18 protein-coding genes and 1 riboswitch are annotated in these 14,817 nt (G+C 69.9%); of the genes, 6 read left to right on the forward strand and 12 right to left on the reverse strand.

Going from position 1 to position 14,817, the window contains the following annotated elements:
* Window positions 1–34: 34 nt before the first annotated feature.
* Together AB0K60_RS28575 and AB0K60_RS28580 are read right to left on the reverse strand one after the other, a co-directional pair.
* A complete protein-coding gene (locus AB0K60_RS28575; RefSeq protein ID WP_364061692.1) occupies window positions 35–997 on the reverse strand; it encodes a 2-dehydropantoate 2-reductase N-terminal domain-containing protein in 963 nt (320 codons plus the stop codon).
* A 65-nt stretch (window positions 998–1,062) separates the two neighbouring features.
* Window positions 1,063–1,782: a nucleotidyltransferase family protein gene (locus tag AB0K60_RS28580; RefSeq protein WP_364061695.1), complete on the reverse strand. Its 720-nt coding sequence runs from the start codon at window positions 1,780–1,782 to the stop codon at window positions 1,063–1,065.
* A 411-nt stretch (window positions 1,783–2,193) separates the two neighbouring features.
* On the opposite strand from AB0K60_RS28580, the gene AB0K60_RS28585 reads away from it, so the two are divergent.
* Together AB0K60_RS28585 and AB0K60_RS28590 are read left to right on the forward strand one after the other, a co-directional pair.
* Window positions 2,194–2,646: a cysteine dioxygenase family protein gene (locus tag AB0K60_RS28585; protein WP_364061698.1), complete on the forward strand. Its 453-nt coding sequence runs from the start codon at window positions 2,194–2,196 to the stop codon at window positions 2,644–2,646.
* Entirely contained in the window at window positions 2,640–3,068 is a 429-nt protein-coding gene (locus AB0K60_RS28590; RefSeq protein ID WP_364061701.1) for a rhodanese-like domain-containing protein, read from the forward strand. Before AB0K60_RS28585 ends, AB0K60_RS28590 begins: the two co-directional genes overlap by 7 nt.
* A gap of 22 nt (window positions 3,069–3,090) precedes the next feature.
* Here the strand turns inward: AB0K60_RS28590 and AB0K60_RS28595 are convergent, their stop codons facing one another.
* The 10 genes from AB0K60_RS28595 to AB0K60_RS28640 all read right to left on the reverse strand — a co-directional run bounded on the left by AB0K60_RS28595 (window position 3,091) and on the right by AB0K60_RS28640 (window position 12,010).
* A complete protein-coding gene (locus AB0K60_RS28595) occupies window positions 3,091–4,512 on the reverse strand; it encodes a right-handed parallel beta-helix repeat-containing protein (RefSeq protein ID WP_364061704.1) in 1,422 nt (473 codons plus the stop codon).
* A 9-nt stretch (window positions 4,513–4,521) separates the two neighbouring features.
* Window positions 4,522–6,330: a right-handed parallel beta-helix repeat-containing protein gene (locus AB0K60_RS28600; RefSeq protein ID WP_364061707.1), complete on the reverse strand. Its 1,809-nt coding sequence runs from the start codon at window positions 6,328–6,330 to the stop codon at window positions 4,522–4,524.
* Entirely contained in the window at window positions 6,327–7,535 is a 1,209-nt protein-coding gene (locus tag AB0K60_RS28605) for a glycosyltransferase (protein ID WP_364061710.1), read from the reverse strand. The genes AB0K60_RS28600 and AB0K60_RS28605 overlap by 4 nt, the downstream gene beginning before the upstream one ends.
* Window positions 7,536–7,596: 61 nt before the next feature.
* On the reverse strand, window positions 7,597–8,568 hold the full coding sequence (locus tag AB0K60_RS28610) for an NAD(P)-binding domain-containing protein (protein ID WP_364061713.1): 972 nt from the start codon (window positions 8,566–8,568) through the stop codon (window positions 7,597–7,599).
* Between the two features lie 384 nt (window positions 8,569–8,952).
* Entirely contained in the window at window positions 8,953–9,702 is a 750-nt protein-coding gene (locus tag AB0K60_RS28615) for a peroxide stress protein YaaA (RefSeq protein WP_364061716.1), read from the reverse strand.
* A gap of 11 nt (window positions 9,703–9,713) precedes the next feature.
* Window positions 9,714–9,980 (reverse strand): hypothetical protein, encoded by a 267-nt coding sequence (locus tag AB0K60_RS28620; protein ID WP_364061719.1) that lies wholly within the window; start codon window positions 9,978–9,980, stop codon window positions 9,714–9,716.
* Window positions 9,981–10,047: 67 nt separating this feature from the next.
* Window positions 10,048–10,233 carry a DUF2795 domain-containing protein gene (locus AB0K60_RS28625; protein WP_364061722.1) on the reverse strand — a complete coding sequence of 62 codons (186 nt, stop codon included), beginning with the start codon at window positions 10,231–10,233 and terminating at the stop codon, window positions 10,048–10,050.
* Window positions 10,234–10,263: 30 nt separating this feature from the next.
* Window positions 10,264–10,569, reverse strand: coding sequence for a DUF2795 domain-containing protein (locus AB0K60_RS28630; RefSeq protein WP_364061725.1), 306 nt, complete (start codon window positions 10,567–10,569; stop codon window positions 10,264–10,266).
* 151 nt (window positions 10,570–10,720) lie between these two features.
* The gene (locus AB0K60_RS28635) at window positions 10,721–11,311 is read right to left on the reverse strand and encodes a hypothetical protein (protein ID WP_364061728.1); all 591 of its coding nucleotides are present in this window, start codon (window positions 11,309–11,311) and stop codon (window positions 10,721–10,723) included.
* Window positions 11,312–11,521: 210 nt separating this feature from the next.
* On the reverse strand, window positions 11,522–12,010 hold the full coding sequence (locus AB0K60_RS28640) for a MarR family winged helix-turn-helix transcriptional regulator (RefSeq protein ID WP_364061731.1): 489 nt from the start codon (window positions 12,008–12,010) through the stop codon (window positions 11,522–11,524).
* A gap of 86 nt (window positions 12,011–12,096) precedes the next feature.
* Between AB0K60_RS28640 and AB0K60_RS28645 the strand changes: the two genes are divergently transcribed.
* The 4 genes from AB0K60_RS28645 (at window position 12,097) to AB0K60_RS28660 (ending at window position 14,776) form a co-directional block, all read left to right on the forward strand.
* Window positions 12,097–12,687 (forward strand): NADPH-dependent FMN reductase, encoded by a 591-nt coding sequence (locus tag AB0K60_RS28645; protein ID WP_364061734.1) that lies wholly within the window; start codon window positions 12,097–12,099, stop codon window positions 12,685–12,687.
* A 398-nt stretch (window positions 12,688–13,085) separates the two neighbouring features.
* Window positions 13,086–13,208: riboswitch (cobalamin riboswitch) on the forward strand.
* A gap of 49 nt (window positions 13,209–13,257) precedes the next feature.
* A complete protein-coding gene (locus AB0K60_RS28650) occupies window positions 13,258–13,437 on the forward strand; it encodes a CbtB-domain containing protein (RefSeq protein ID WP_364061737.1) in 180 nt (59 codons plus the stop codon).
* Between the two features lie 8 nt (window positions 13,438–13,445).
* Window positions 13,446–14,201 carry a CbtA family protein gene (locus AB0K60_RS28655; RefSeq protein WP_364061740.1) on the forward strand — a complete coding sequence of 252 codons (756 nt, stop codon included), beginning with the start codon at window positions 13,446–13,448 and terminating at the stop codon, window positions 14,199–14,201.
* 38 nt (window positions 14,202–14,239) lie between these two features.
* Window positions 14,240–14,776, forward strand: a complete 537-nt coding sequence (locus tag AB0K60_RS28660; RefSeq protein WP_364061743.1) for a histidine phosphatase family protein — start codon at window positions 14,240–14,242, stop codon at window positions 14,774–14,776.
* The last annotated feature ends 41 nt before the right edge of the window (window positions 14,777–14,817 follow it).

The following is a 14,817-nucleotide window of genomic DNA, read 5'->3' on the forward strand; positions in this document are numbered from 1 at the left end:
TCCTTCAGGACCCGTCAGGACCCTTCACGGCCCTTCAGGCGGCGTCGGTGACGGGCGTGACGGCGTTGCGCTCGGCCGCCGCCGGCTCGGCCGGGGCGGGCGTGCTCGACGTCGCGTCCCAGGTGTCCACCTCGCGCGCCAGCACCTCGGTGAGCCGGTCGTTCACCTCGACGACCGCCCGCAGCAACGGCATCTCCACCGAGATGCCCTCGGCGAACCCGAGGAACCCCTGGGTGTCCTTGGGCAGGCACACCCCGCCATACGGCGCACCGCCCCGGATCCCGTACAACGGATTGAACGACCCCTCCGCCGACCTGGCCACCGTCTGCGCGATCGGGTCCAGATCCAGACCCAGCTCCCGCGCCACCAGCCACATCTCGTTCCAGAAACTGATCTTCGTGGCGTTGAAGATGTTGTGCGCGCACTTGACGAACTCCGCCGCCGCCGGATCGGCGAAGGTGTGCATCGCCCCGCCGAACGGCGCCAGCAACTCCCGCAACCGCTCGATCGTCCGCACGCTGCGCGAACCGATCACCGTCATCCACGGCCACCGGAAGTCATCCAGCGCCGACGCCGCCCGCAGGAACTCCGGGTTCGACGCCAGCGCGAACCCCTCCCCCACCGACTTGCCCGACCGCTCCTCCAACAGCCCCTTGACCAGCCCCTCGGTCGTCCCCGGCGGCACCGTCGAACGCACCACCACCGTGTGCACCGCGGTGGCGTCCTTGAGCGCCTCGCCCACCGAGGCGGTGCCGGCCTCGAACGCCGACAGGTCGTACCGATGCCCCACGTTCGGCGTGGGGAGGGTGAGGAAGACGAACGACGGCGGCTCGTCCGCGAGCTCGATGCGGTCGCGGACGTCGAGGCCCTCGGCGCGTAACGCCTCGATGCGCTCCGGAGCGATGTCGATGAAGGTGACGTTGTGCCCGGCCGCGATGAAACCCTTGCCGGTCGCCGTGCCGACGACGCCGGACCCGACGATGAAGATTCTCGCCATGATTAATCCTTAAATCGTTCCACGAACTGTCCGATGAACTGGCGGATAAACGACGTCAGAGCGGGTTACCAGCCAATGCCCGCGAGTTCTTCCGTGGCCTCTTTGACGTCTTTGACGGTGTCGATCCCGCGCCAGTAGGTCTCGATCTGGAAACCCGCGATGCGCTTTTCCTCGGCGAGTTTCGGAAAGGTGGTGTCCTCGTGGTCGCCCCGCTCCGGCAGCAGCCCCGCGACGTCGGGGTCGAAGCAGTAGACGCCCCCGTTGATCCAGTACGGCAGTTGCGGCGACTGCTCGAACCCGACGACGAGCCCGTCGTCGTCGACCGACGCGATCCCCCACGTGGTGCGGTAGCGCGCGAGCGCGATCGTCGCCCTCGCCCCGGCCTCCACGTGCCGATTCGCGAATGCGCGCAGCTTGAACCGGGTAAGCACGTCCCCGTTGAGCGCGAACCAGCGCTCGTCCCGGTACGGCAGCCGCCCGGCCGCGAAGCGCAGCGCGCCGCCCCGCCCCAGCGGTTCCGACTCCGCCGCGACCTCGACGCGCATGCCGTCGTACGCGAGCCCGGAAACGTGCCGTTCCAATACGTCGGCGAGATACCCGCACGACACGACCACGTCGGTCACGCCGTGATTCGACAGCCAGTCGAGCTGCCAGTCGATAATCGGTTTCCCCGCCACTTCGACCATGGCCTTCGGACGGTCATCCGTGTATGGCCTGAGTCGTGTCGCCTGCCCGCCGGCGAGTATCACCGCCTGGCGGATCGATAAATCCTCCACCGCCTCCATGTGACTTCTCCCCACCCTCGATGGAAGCATCTGATCGAGAGATAAGGGGCCGATGTTGGTTACGTATAAACGTTGCGTTACCTGCGCTGCACGGTCCGCCAACACGTCCCGCAGATGACCGTGAATACGGATATACGCCTCTTGCCCGACATGAACCGCCAAGGGCCCCACCACGCGCCGGGACGGACGCCCCGCCCGGGCGACGGGCCCCGGGCGGGCCCCCGGAGTACCCCCCATTCCAGGTTGACTTTGAGGGGAATACTCGCCATCCTTGCCTCATGCGTTCTGGGCTTCTCCGCTGGTCGAACCTGCCCGTCGATCTCCGACGCCAGGCGAGCGCGCTGTGTCCCGTGCCCGTGCACGTGTGACCGCGACGCCATCCGACCTGAGAGAAGACCAAGGAGCACCACCATGACCGCGAACACGCTGGCGCCTGCCCGCAGCCCGCTGGCCGAGACCGCCCGCGCGCTGGCCGCCGCCCCCGACGAGTGGATCCGCCGCGTACGGCTGAGCATCGACGGCCGCTGGTACGAGCGCCTGCACCAGGACGAGGACGTGGAGATCTGGCTGCTGAGCTGGATGCCCGGCCAGACGACCGGCTTCCACGACCACGGCGGCTCACGCGGCGCCTTCGCCGTCGCCCTCGGCACCCTGCGCGAGGACGATCTGCTCCGCGAACGCGACCTCGCCCCCGGCGACGTCCGCGCCTTCGGCCCGGACCACATCCACGACGTCCGCAACGTGTCGAACGCCCCGGCCGTCAGCGTGCACGTCTACTCGCCGCCGCTGAGCCTCATGCACCGCTACGACCGCACCGAATCCGGCCTGATCATGGTGGCCGAGGAACGCGCGGAGCAGTGGTGACGGCCCGCCCGCCGGGGGCGCGCGCCATCGACGAGATCCTCGCCGAGAAGCGCGCCCTCCTGCGCCGCCTGCCGCCCGCCGAGGCGTACGCCCGGTCCCAGGACGGCGCCCTGATCGTGGACATCCGCCCGGCCGCCCAGCGCGCGGCCGAGGGGGAGGTCCCCGGCGCCCTCGTCATCGAGCGCAACGTGCTCGAATGGCGCTTCGACCCGGCCGGAGAGGCCCGGCTCCCCCAGGCGACCGGCTACGACGTCGAGGTCATCGTCATCTGCTCGGAGGGCTACACCTCCAGCCTCGCCGCCGCGTCGCTGCACGAACTCGGCCTGACCCGATCGACCGACGTCATCGGCGGCTTCCAGGCGTGGCGGGCCGCCGGGCTGCCGACGACCGGCGGCACCACCCCGGGCGCCGAGACGGCCTGACGACCTGTCCGTTCGGCGGCCCTCACCGGCCGCCCGACGGCGGGGGGAGCAGCCAGGACGGCCCGGTGTTGCGGACAAAGGTGGTGTCCGTGCTGTTGCGCACGCGTACGGGACCCATCCGGCCGGTGAAGGTGTTCTCGACGAAGCGCACCCCGTCGGAGTCGTGGATCCGCACGATGGGGCCGCCCGCGCCGTCGAAGGTGTTGCCGGCGAAGAGCAGGTGCGCCGGGCGGCCCGAAGGGGCGGTGTGGACGGGCCGCTCGGAGCCCCGGTAGGTGAACACGGCGTGCCTGCCGCTGCCGGTGACGACGTTGCCGGTGGTCTCGATGTCCCTGGCGCCGACGCTGTAGCGCAGCCCGTACGTCACGTTGGAGATCGTGTTGTTCCTGACCACGTTGTGCGCGCTGTCGTAGATCGCGATGCCGGCGCCGTCCAGGTGATCCCTGACGCGGTTGTTCTCGACGATCGTGTGGGTCACGCCGGCGTGCAGCATGATGCCGTGGACCTGGCCGATCGGCCGCCCCTTGCCGCGCACTCGGGCACGGCGCTGCGCGCCGTTGGCGTAGCTCTCGTTGTCGGCGATCAGCAGGTGGTCGCAGCGCTTCGAGCAGATCAGGCCGTGGTTGCCGTTGTGGTGGAACCTGTTCTCGGCGATCGTGAGGTGGTCGGAGTCGTCGTGCGGGTCGAGCCCGTAGGCGATGTTGTGGTCGTACTCGTTGCCGATGATCTTCATGCCGTACGCGTTGTAGGTGTAGACGCCGAAGTAGTTGTGGTGGAAACGGCTGCCGATCTGCTTGCCGTACACGTTGAGCGCATCACAGATCCGCGGGTGGGAGGCGTCGCAGCCGCGGCCCTTGTAGCTGACGCCGTAACTCTCCGGCCCGTGGAAGCCGAGGTGACCGAGGTCGCTGTGGACGATGTCCATGCGGGACTCACGCGGCGTCGCGCCGTCCATGAAGGAGGTGACCCGGATGAAGGCGCGGCCGCGGGCGTCGTAGGGCGCGTTCGCGGGGAGGCTCGGGTCGGTGTCCGGGCCGCCTGTCGCCGGATCCCAGGAGGTGATCTCCGCCTTCTCGATGAGGATCGTCCCGTACTCCGCGATGATCGCGCTGACCTCGGTCTTGCGGTTGCTCGCGGACGAGCGCAGCCGCAGCGTATCGACGTCGCCGCCCGCGGCACCGCCCTTGAGGACCAGGGTGGCGCCGTTCTCGACGACCAGGTCCGCGTCGAGCCGCCAGGCTCCCTTGCCCAAGCGCGTCAGCGGCGCGTTCGGGCACGCGGCGTCGATCTCCGACAGCGTGGCCGTGCCGTCGGACAGGTAGATCGTGTTGCTGGTGGACGCGTAGCGGAGCCGTCCCGTGCAGGTCCCGGCGGCGGCCACCGGAGTCGCGGGCAGGGCGGAGAGCGTGATCAGCGTCGCCGTGACCACTCGGATGATTGTCATGGATGGCCCTTAGCTCTGGTTGAGAACGTGCGCAGGCGCCTGGACGGGCAGGGCTCGGCCCTGCCGGGCGCGGTGAACCGTGTGCAGGATGAGCGCCACCGCGATCACACCGACGGCGACGAAGCCCAGCCACGGGAAGGACGGCGGGACGACGGTGTTGCCGCCCCGCAGGACGACGTCGCCGCGCAGCGACGCGGCGGCGCGGACCCGCGACCCGGTGAGCGTGACGCGTGCCCCCCGCTCGGCGGCGATCCCCGTGTCGGTGGCGGCGACGTCGATCCGGTCGGCCGCCACGCGCGCCCGGAGGATGGCCCGCAGACCCCGGGCGACCTGGTCGACGCGGGTGCCGGTGAGGGTGGCGTTCGCGCGCAGGGCCAGGCCGGTGGCGGCCCCGCTGATGTGCCCGCCGGTCACCACGAGTCCGGGCGAGGCCGAGTTGACGGCCTGGCCGGAGACGCCGGTGACGGTGAGGTCGGTCAGGTGGGCGCCGGAGGTGGTGCGGGTGGCCATCACCCCGGTCACGCCGCCCTCGATGGTGACGCCGGTGAGGCGGACGCCGGACGCCTTGCCGTGCAGGACCGCGCCGGTCCGGGCCGGTCGCCAGCGTCCGCCGCGCGCTTCGACGTCCCTGCCGGACAGGGCGAGACCGGTGGCCGTGCCGTTGATCTCCGCGTTGCCGACGGTCACCTCGCGCGTACGCGGGCCGACGCGGATGCCGGTCGATCCGCCGCGGATGCGAGCGTCGATCACCCGGACGCCCGTGCTGCCCGCGCCGGTGACCTGGACGGCGACCGGCTCGTCGAAGGCCCCCGGGTTCCCGAGCAGGCAGCCGCGGCAGTCCGCGAGAAGCACCCCGCCCCTGCCGTTCGCGCCGGTCCGCGTCCCCTCCAGCACGAGTCCCGGCGCGGCGGTCGCGGTCACGCCGAAGCTTCGGTTCCGGCGGGCGCGGACGCCGCTCACGGTACGGCTCGCGCCCCCGGTGATGTGCAGGCCGTCACCGCCGCCGGCGTCGGCGGTCACCTCGGTGATCCGGGTGCGGGCGTCGCCCCGCAGCAGCACGCCCGTGTGGGCGGACTCGATCACCTCGACCTCGTCGATGACGACCCCGTCGGAGCCGGTGAGGGCCAGGCCGATGTGGTTGGCCAGGACGACCGAGCCGCGGATGGCGCCGGTGGCGCCTTTGCCCCAGGTGATCCCCGTACCCGTGCCGGACGCGCCGAGGTGGCCGAGTTCGGCGCCGGTGATGTCGAGGCGGCCTCCGTCGCCGACCTTGAGGTACGGCCGTCCGGCGGCCCCGGCGGCGACCGGACGGCCGGTCGCCGGGTTCCACGAGTGCACCTGGGCCCTGTCGATCGTGATCCGGGCCCGTCCCGCCCGGATCCAGGCGGCCCGGGACCGGTCCGCGCCTCCAGCGAGCAGCAGTCGCTTGACCGGCGTGCCCACATGCAGCGCGGTGCCGCCGCCCAGCAGCAGCGCCGCCGAGAGCGTGACGGTGTCCTTGGACGGACGGGCGATCCACTGGTCCTTTCCGCTCGGCCCGGACAGGCCTTGGACGCGGTCGGCCAGCCAGTCCATCGTCACGGTGCCGTGCGGCCTGGGCAGCCGGGCGACGACGCCGCGGTTGTCGACCAACTCGACCGTCGCCTCGCGCACGATGATCAGATGGTGGGGTTTGCCCGCCGCTTTCCAGGTGGCGATCGCCTTCGCCGGGTCGGGCCAGGCCGCCGCATGAGCGGTCGCCGGCGGCGGACCGACGGCCAAGGCGGCGGCGGTCATCACGGCGGTCACCGCGACGATCACCGTGGCGGGCCGGTTCACGCCGCCACCTCGGCGGGTTCGTCCAGTGCGGGCGCGGTCCGGACGACGACGCCGTTTTCGACGGCGACCTGCCGGGTCAGCCAGCGCTGCTTGCGAATGGTCAGCAAAGCACAGATCTTCACCACCGCCATCACAAACGACACCAGCACAAACCCCGGCACCAAAAAGAACGACGACGGCCGCCGCGCCAGATGCGGCAAAATCTTCGCCGCCCGGCTGATCCACCACCACGCCGCCAGACAACACACGAAAAACCAGTCCTGCCGCACGACCGCCCACACCATGAACACCGGCGACGCCAGCAACGTGAAACTGCTCACCGCCTTATCGATCAACGTGTACGCCAGAAACGGATGCCGCCACACCCACCGCCGCGACAACGCCCGCAGATCCGACCGCCACGTATTCCGCGCCCACCGCAACCGCTGCTTGAAAAAGACCCGCCACCTGGAGGGAAACGTGGACCACACCCGCGCACTGCGCTGCATATAGGTCAGATGACCCCGCTCCAAAATCAGCGTGGTCAGCCGCTTGTCATCACCCGACATGCACGGCACGCCCCAGAACGTCTCGTTCATGAACTCATCGGAGATCTCCAGCAGCAGACGCCGCCGATAGATCGCCGTACGGCCCGACAGGCAGGACACCGCCCGGCCCAGCACGGTCTGCGAGGCGTTCTCATCGAAGTACCGGTAATCCAGGTACATGTCGGTGACCCGCTGCAAGAACCCCCTGGGGTTGTAGACGTTCTGCCGCGTCCCCACCCCGCCGATCCGCGGATCGGCGAACGGCTTGCACACCTCGGCCGCCACATCCCCGGCCCAGATCGTGTCGGAGTCCACCAGCGCCACCAGTTCGCTGGTGCAGGCCTCCCAGCCCCGGCGCAGCGCGTCACGCTTGCCCGGCACATCCGTCATGATCACCTTGACCGGGTACCGCTCGGCCACGGCCTGGCACACGGTGTCGGTGACGTCGATCACCAGCACGATCTCGTCCACGTCGTTGGCCAGCCAGGACTCGATCGCGCGGGCGAAGATGACCGGGTCCTCCTGGTACACCGGCACGACCACGCCCATCGACAGCCGCAGGTCGCCCTTGGCCGGCCGGTACAGCGAGGCGGGCACCCGCCGTACCAGCCAGCACATCCACCGGATCAACCCCAGGATGCCCAGCGGAAGATACGCAAGGTAATAACGAAGCGTCACATCATCCCTTTTCAGCGCTATCAGTCGCCTCGTCGGGCGGACACCGGTACCGAAACCGGTCCTACGCGGCGTCAGTGGATGTGATGGACACCCCGGCATGCCGCTCGGCCGCGGTGAGCTCAGCCGGAGCCGGGTTGGCCGATGCCGCGACGTCCCAGGTGTCCACCTCGCGCGCCAGCACCTCGGTGAGCCGGTCGTTCACCTCGACGACCGCCCGCAGCAACGGCATCTCCACCGAGATGCCCTCGGCGAACCCGAGGAACCCCTGGGTGTCCTTGGGCAGGCACACCCCGCCATACGGCGCGCCGCCCCGGATGCCGTACAACGGATTGAACGACCCCTCCGCCGACCTGGCCACCGTCTGCGCGATCGGGTCCAGATCCAGACCCAGCTCCCGCGCCACCAGCCACATCTCGTTCCAGAAACTGATCTTCGTGGCGTTGAAGATGTTGTGCGCGCACTTGACGAACTCCGCCGCCGCCGGATCGGCGAAGGTGTGCATCGCCCCGCCGAACGGCGCCAGCAACTCCCGCAACCGCTCGATCGTCCGCACGCTACGCGAACCGATCACCGTCATCCACGGCCACCGGAAGTCATCCAGCGCCGACGCCGCCCGCAGGAACTCCGGGTTCGACGCCAGCGCGAACCCCTCCCCCACCGACTTGCCCGACCGCTCCTCCACCAGCCCCTTGACCAGCCCCTCGGTCGTCCCCGGCGGCACCGTCGAACGCACCACCACCGTGTGCACCGCGTTCGCGGCCTTCAGCGCGTCGCCCACCGACGCCGTCCCCGCCTCGAACGCCGACAGGTCGTACCGATGCCCCACATTCGGCGTGGGGAGGGTCAGGAAGACGAACGATGCGGGCTCGTCCACGAGTTCGAGGCCGTCACGTACGTCAAGGCCCTCCGCACGCAACGCCTCGATCCGCTCCGGAGCGATGTCGATGAACGTGACGTTATGCCCGGCCGCGATGAAGCCTTTTCCCGTGGCCTCTCCCACAACGCCGGATCCGACAACGAAGATCCGCGCCATCATTTCTCCTTGGATCGTTCCACTATGAGGCCCGGCGCGCCGATGACCTCCTCGCAATGGGCCAGCGACTGCCGAAGAGATGCCCCCACCTGCCCCGTTCTACGGAAAAGCGGCATGCACGACCGGATTTCCACCAACCGCTCCGCCAATTTCCCCCGCCCGAAAGCGGCCAGTCCGATACGACCGGTGGATACGCACGCGACATGTCCGAAACAGGTTCAGACGTCACACACGACAGATTACGTGTGCCCTTAGATCGTCCGTTGATACGACACTGCAGGACGGTCCAGAAGGACCACCTCAAAAAAGTAGATCTCGCCCCCATCGGCCAAATAGCCGGTCAACCGGACGGAATCGACCCGGCCTCGCCGCCGAGGCCGTATCTCAGGAGACCCGCACGTCCAGGGTCCACGCGCGCCCTGCGGCCGGCTCGTCGGAGAGCCGCACGTCATGGCCGAGCTCGCCAAGCATCTCAGCCAGCTCGTACGGCGTGCCCGGATCGGCCCCGGCCTCCAGCAGCGCCCGAGCGATCACCCCACGAGTCGCCTTCGCCATGTGACTGACCACCTTGCCACCGCGCAGCACCCGCACCCCAACCGACCGGCTCCCCGGCCGCCACGCCCCGGCGTACGCCGACGAACGCATGTCCACGACCAGCCCATCGACCGGCCCATCGACGCCGTCGAGTTCCTTCGACACCGCCGGCCGCCAAAACGCCGCAAGCCCCCCTAGCGGCGGCAGGCTGACGCCCATCGACAGCCGGTACGGCGGCACGCGGTCGGTGACGCGCAGCACACCCCACAGCCCGGAGAAGATGAGCACGCTCTCCTCAGCACGCTTGGCCGCCTCGTCCGACAGGGCCGCCAGCCCCAGGTTGTCGTACAGAACACCCGTGTAAAGAGCCCCAGCGGGCAAAGCGGGCGCGGTCCGCAACGCCAGATTCTTGTCCAGCTCTCCGGCCAGACCGGGCGTCAGCCCGAGCACGTCCAGCGCGTCACGCCGTCGTGAGGCCCTGATCAGGGCCTTGAGCACCCGCTCACGAGACCGGTCGAGACCGGGAAACGACAGCGCGCCGAACGGCGGGCCGCTTCCCTGCTCCGCCTTCCCCTCCGAGGCCGGCAGCAGAATCAGCACGATGCCCCACCCTACAAGCGCGGGAACCCGGCCGCCGCACACAGCATGCGCCGGCCGTCGTCGCCCGGCGGCGGCAGATGACCGACGACCTCATCTCCCGCCCCGCCTCCCGCCCCCCCGCCTACCGCCCGGGTCCCGCCAGCGTCCGGCTGCTCCGAAGGCGCCTCGGCGCGGCCCCGCCGGGCCTGCCACAGCGACTGCACCCCGACCACCACCAGCACGACCGCGCCGACGACACGCATCACGCCGTAGGCCACCTGCGACGCCAGGAGCCTCATCGACTGCGCTCATCGCGGCATGATGTCCGGCCGCCACCGGGCGCGTCATGGTGCCGCGACCGACGCGTCACCCCGAGCGGATCTTGTCGATGATCGTGCGCATCACCTCGGCCGAGTTCGCGTAGGTGCCCGCAGGAAGCGCGGCGAGAGCGTGCACGACGCTCTCGTCCGCGCCCTTCTCCTTGGCGAAACGCAGCAGTTCCCGTTGCGTGCCCGGATAGGGGAAGGCCGACAGCGCGTCGCTCACGTGCACGGGATCAGGATGCGACATGCCATTCCCCGCCTACTCGAGTTCCTCTTCGATCGGGGTCTTCTCCCTTGGACGCAGGTGCTCGGCGACGGCCTTCCGGCCGCGCGAACGCTGCTGGAACCGTTCGGACTCGGTCCGATCCGGCGCCGGATCCACCTCCACCGAACGCAACACCTCGGCCATGCCCGCATAGTCGCCGAGCGGCAGCGCCGACAGCGCCCTGTCGGTTGCCTCATCGGCCCCGTGCCGCCGCGCGTGCTCCACGATCCGCTGCTTGTCCGCGGGAAAGTCAAGATCGTTCAGCGCTTCCTTCACCGGACGCGTATCACGCAATTTCATGCTCGTCCCCTACCCGTCACGCCGTACTCAACCGCGTGACCAGGCCCTTCACACCGCCCGCCGCCACCGGACCGGCACCGCGAGGACAGCGCCGATCCCCGCTCCGGCCGGTTGCGTCACCGGCGATCCGGCACCGCGGGGCAGCGCACGGTCACCTGAAGGGGCGGCCGGTGCCCTCGCCCGGCAGGTACCCGCCGTCATCGGCGTCCGTGCGGCCCGACCCGGCGTCCGGATCGTCCGCATCCGAGTTCGCCCACTCCATATCGCCGGTCACGTGGCCGCCACCCTGCGGCTCCCGGGCGCCCGGCCCGATGTCGTCGTACTCCGGACTGTCGTCGATCAGCCCCTCCAGCCGCTCGTCAACCGGACCCCGTACCCGGAACCCGGGCCGTCCGCCGCGGCCGCGCCCCTCCTCCGCCACCTCCGGCGTCGGATGCGGGCTCGGCCCCCACGTCTCGGAGTGCGGTTCGACCTCGTCGGTCCGCGCCCCCACGGACTTCTCGTCCGACCCCGCCGTGACGGTGTACTCGTCGTCGCGTCCGGCCATGTGCCCCATCGGCTCGGAGTAGCCGCTCTTGGGCTCGGCCTCGTCGCGGGCGTCGCCGGGGCCGAGGTTGGAGCCGCGAATCGACGCAGGACCCACATCGCCGCCCCTGTTGTGCAGATCGGGGTCGAAGGTGGTGCCTTTGTTCTGCTCGCGCAGCCTGCGTCGCTCGTCCTGTCTGTCGCCCTCGCCGGCCATCGAAACCCCCTCCTTCGCCCTCCACCCGGCCACCTGCCCAGGCCATCGCCCCCATAACGATGTAAGGCCGACGCCCCGATCAGAGCCCGGCGGCGCGGGCCCGGCAGCGGAGGACGAGGAGGCCGCCCACGGCGGGAAGCCACGCCATGAGCTTCGTCACCCCATCGGCATCCTGGTCGTTGACCCGGCGGACAGAGCCGACGGAGCTTGCTAAGCGGCGTCGTCGCCGGTGGTTTCGCTGCGGTGTGGCTCGATGCGGTCGATCAGCCGACCACTCCAGGCGCGGATTTCCGCGGCCTGCTGAGGGGTGAGCAAGTCGAGGAAGTAGCGGCGGATGTTGCCGGCGTGGACGCCGATGGCGTCCTGCGTGGCGCGGCGGCCCTCGGCGGTCAATCCGATCCCCGCGCGGCGGCCGTCTGCCCCGTACTGGGTCCGCTGCACGAGGCCGCGGTTCTCCATACGCGTCAGTTGGTGTGAGACGCGGCTCTTGTCCCAGTCGAGCGAGGCGGAGAGTTCGCCGACGCGCATCTGGCGGCCGGGTGCCTGCCACAGCGTCATCAGCACGCTGAACTCGGCCTTCGAGATGCCGCAGTCACGCTGCAGGCCACGGTCGAGTTCCCGGACGAGCAGGCGCTGGGCGCGCGTCCAGAGGTCCCAGAGCTCCCACTCCTCGGGCTTCAGCGTACGAGTCTCCGCCATGGCGCAAATGATACCGGACAGGCGAGTTGTCACATCAACTCCACTAGTCCTAGAGTTGACGTGACAACTCCCATGGAAGGAGCATCATGGCACTCCGCATTGGCATCATCCTGGGCAGCACCCGACCCGGACGTCGGGGCGAGCAGATCGCCGCCTGGACGATGGAGACGGCACGCGCACACGGCGGCGCCGACTACGAACTGATCGATCTCGCCCGCCACGGTCTCGGCAACCTCGACGAGGCCGGAAATCCGACCCACCAGCAGTACGAGCACGACCACACCCGCAACTGGTCGGCACTGATCGACGGCTTCGACGGCTTCGTGTTCCTCACCCCGGAGTACAACCACTCCTTCCCCGGCGCGCTCAAGAACGCGCTCGACTACATCTACCGGGAGTGGAACGACAAGGCCGCCGGCATCATCAGCTACGGCGGGTGGGCCGCAGGCGTCCGAGCCGCCGAGGCACTGCGACTCGTGCTCTCCGAACTCCAGGTGGCGACGGTCCGCACCCAGCCCGCCATCCCGCTGCTCCCCTCGTTCTCCACCGGCGCTTTCGTCCCGCCGGAGGGCCTCGACGTCGCGGTCCACGGCATGCTCGACCAGCTCATCGCCTGGTCCGGCGCGCTACGCGAGGTACGCGAGGCCAAGTCGAAGGCAGCCGCGATCGTCGGCTGAACCAGCGCCAACACGTCGGCCGACCCCGCCCTCGTCATCATCTCGATCACACGGCCAAGGCATGCACGGTGCTGGGGCTCGGCCTGCACCGCTGATCGGAGAAGTCGGCGCTATCCGACAGGCCCACCCAGGGGAGGGATAACCCTCCCCAGGATCGCCTTCGCATGCGTCAGCGCGCCTACCGTCTTGCCTTGATCGTCGGTAGTGATGTAGACATCGGCCAACTGGTCGAGAATCCACAGGCCGTAACCGCCGTCCTCGCCCGATGCACGGCGCGTGGGTGTGTCACGTGAGCCGATCGGGGTGCCGAGTCCATGGATCCCTCCTCCACGTTCGGGGTCGCGTGTGGTGGCCGGGTGGACGGCCGTGCGGGACGGTTCGTTGACGCGGACCGTACAAAAAGGTACGTTGCGGATGATTTCACGAGAGTCCAAGGGAAATCCGGTGAGAGGCCGGTGCGGACGCGCCACTGTATCCGGGATGCGGATCCCGGGAGCCAGGTCGCTTGGGCTGTTGTGACCTCACTGTTCGGGACGCGTCTATCCCTGGGGAGGCACTCTGATGAGTGGCATGTCCGCTCCTACGTCCATTCCGTTGCCGCGGCTGCGTCCATGGCTGCTGGCCGTACCTGTGTTGTTGCTGATCGCCTATCTCGTATTGATGGACAACGGGGCCGTGTCACAGGCAGGAGCGCTTCTGCATGAGCTCATGCACGACGGGCGGCACCTGCTCGGCGTGCCCTGCCACTAGGGGCGGGCGTGGTTCGAACCCTGCTGGTCAGGGGCCTGTTGGTGGGCCTGCTGGCCGGATTCGTCGCGGGCGCGTTCGCCTTCTTCGTGGGTGAGCCGCGGGTGGACGCCGCGATCGCGCTGGAGGAGGCCGGTGCCGCTTCGGCCGGGGAGGCCGGTCACGGGCATGCCGAGGAGGGCGGTCACTCGCACGGGGACGAGGTTGTGGTGAGCAGGCCGGTGCAGAAGGCCGGGCTGTTCCTCGCCACCGGGCTCTACGGGCTCGCCGTCGGCGGGATCTTCGCGCTGGTGTACGCCGGGGTGCGTGGCCGGGTCGGGCCGCGGGACGACGGGCTGCTGGCGGTGGTTTCCGCTGGGGTGGCGTTTCTCGCCGTCATTCTCGTGCCGTTCCTGAAATATCCGGCTAATCCGCCTGCTGTGGGGAATCCGGAGACGATCAACGGTCGTACGGCGCTCTACGTGGTGATGGTCCTGGTCGGCCTGGCCGCCACGGTCATCGCGGTGGGGACGGCGCGCAGGGTCGACTCGGGTCCGTGGCAGCGCTGGGCGGCGGCGGTGGCGGCCTTCCTGGTGCCGGTGATCGCCGCGTGGCTGCTGCTTCCGGCGATCAACGAGGTCCCCGACGGCTTCCCGGCGACGCTGCTGTGGGAGTTCAGGATGGCGTCGCTGGGCACGCAACTGGTGTTCTGGGCGGCGTTCGGCGTGCTGTTCGGGTGGGTCACCGACCGGGCGGCCCGGCGACCGGCGACCGCCGCGGCCGGGTAGGCGGCGTGTTGTTCATCCGGCATGCCACCACGCGGGGCATGCGGGGTGCCTGCTTTCCGGGCGACGACGAGGCCGACCCGGCGAGTCTCGCCAAGGCGGACGGCAGGGTCTTCGGCGGGGAGCCCGGGCGGAAGGTCTGGGTCTCCCCCGCCAGGGCCGCGTCGCAGACCGCGTACGCGCTGGGGATGGTGCCGCAGGTGGCCGTCGATCTCGCGGAGGCGGACGCGGGGCGTTGGCGCGGCCGGCCGTACGCGCGAATCGCCGAGGAGGAGCCGGAGGCGCTGGCCGCCTGGCTCGCCGATCCGGACGCGGCGCCGCACGGGGGTGAGAGCCTTCGATCGATGTCGGTGCGGGTCGCGGCCTGGATGGACGCCATGCGCGTCACGCCCGACGTCGTCGTGGTGTGCGATGTCGGCGTCATCCGGGCGGCGCTCGGCCACGCGCTCGGCGTCGGGATCGTGCCCGCCGCGCGCTTCGACATCGCGCCGCTGTCCGCCACCGAGATCGCCCTCGCCGGCGAGGGCTGGCGGGTCGCCTACGTCAACCACTACGTCAACCACACAGCCGCGACGTGACCGTCACCGCCGCCGGTCGGCGGCGTACACGTCAAGGTGCA

The organism is Thermopolyspora sp. NPDC052614 (genome assembly GCF_040678635.1).
GTDB lineage: Bacteria > Actinomycetota > Actinomycetes > Streptosporangiales > Streptosporangiaceae > Thermopolyspora.

Bases quoted from the DNA above. Each gene is read 5' to 3' on its own strand.
- AB0K60_RS28575 (WP_364061692.1), bottom strand. From the start codon at position 997: ATGGCGAGAATCTTCATCGTCGGGTCCGGCGTCGTCGGCACGGCGACC.
- AB0K60_RS28580 (WP_364061695.1), bottom strand. From the start codon at position 1,782: ATGGAGGCGGTGGAGGATTTATCGATCCGCCAGGCGGTGATACTCGCC.
- AB0K60_RS28585 (WP_364061698.1), top strand. From the start codon at position 2,194: ATGACCGCGAACACGCTGGCGCCTGCCCGCAGCCCGCTGGCCGAGACC.
- AB0K60_RS28595 (WP_364061704.1), bottom strand. From the start codon at position 4,512: ATGACAATCATCCGAGTGGTCACGGCGACGCTGATCACGCTCTCCGCC.
- AB0K60_RS28610 (WP_364061713.1), bottom strand. From the start codon at position 8,568: ATGGCGCGGATCTTCGTTGTCGGATCCGGCGTTGTGGGAGAGGCCACG.
- AB0K60_RS28620 (WP_364061719.1), bottom strand. From the start codon at position 9,980: ATGAGGCTCCTGGCGTCGCAGGTGGCCTACGGCGTGATGCGTGTCGTC.
- AB0K60_RS28630 (WP_364061725.1), bottom strand. From the start codon at position 10,569: ATGAAATTGCGTGATACGCGTCCGGTGAAGGAAGCGCTGAACGATCTT.
- AB0K60_RS28635 (WP_364061728.1), bottom strand. From the start codon at position 11,311: ATGGCCGGCGAGGGCGACAGACAGGACGAGCGACGCAGGCTGCGCGAG.
- AB0K60_RS28640 (WP_364061731.1), bottom strand. From the start codon at position 12,010: ATGGCGGAGACTCGTACGCTGAAGCCCGAGGAGTGGGAGCTCTGGGAC.
- AB0K60_RS28645 (WP_364061734.1), top strand. From the start codon at position 12,097: ATGGCACTCCGCATTGGCATCATCCTGGGCAGCACCCGACCCGGACGT.
- AB0K60_RS28650 (WP_364061737.1), top strand. From the start codon at position 13,258: ATGTCCGCTCCTACGTCCATTCCGTTGCCGCGGCTGCGTCCATGGCTG.
- AB0K60_RS28660 (WP_364061743.1), top strand. From the start codon at position 14,240: ATGCGGGGTGCCTGCTTTCCGGGCGACGACGAGGCCGACCCGGCGAGT.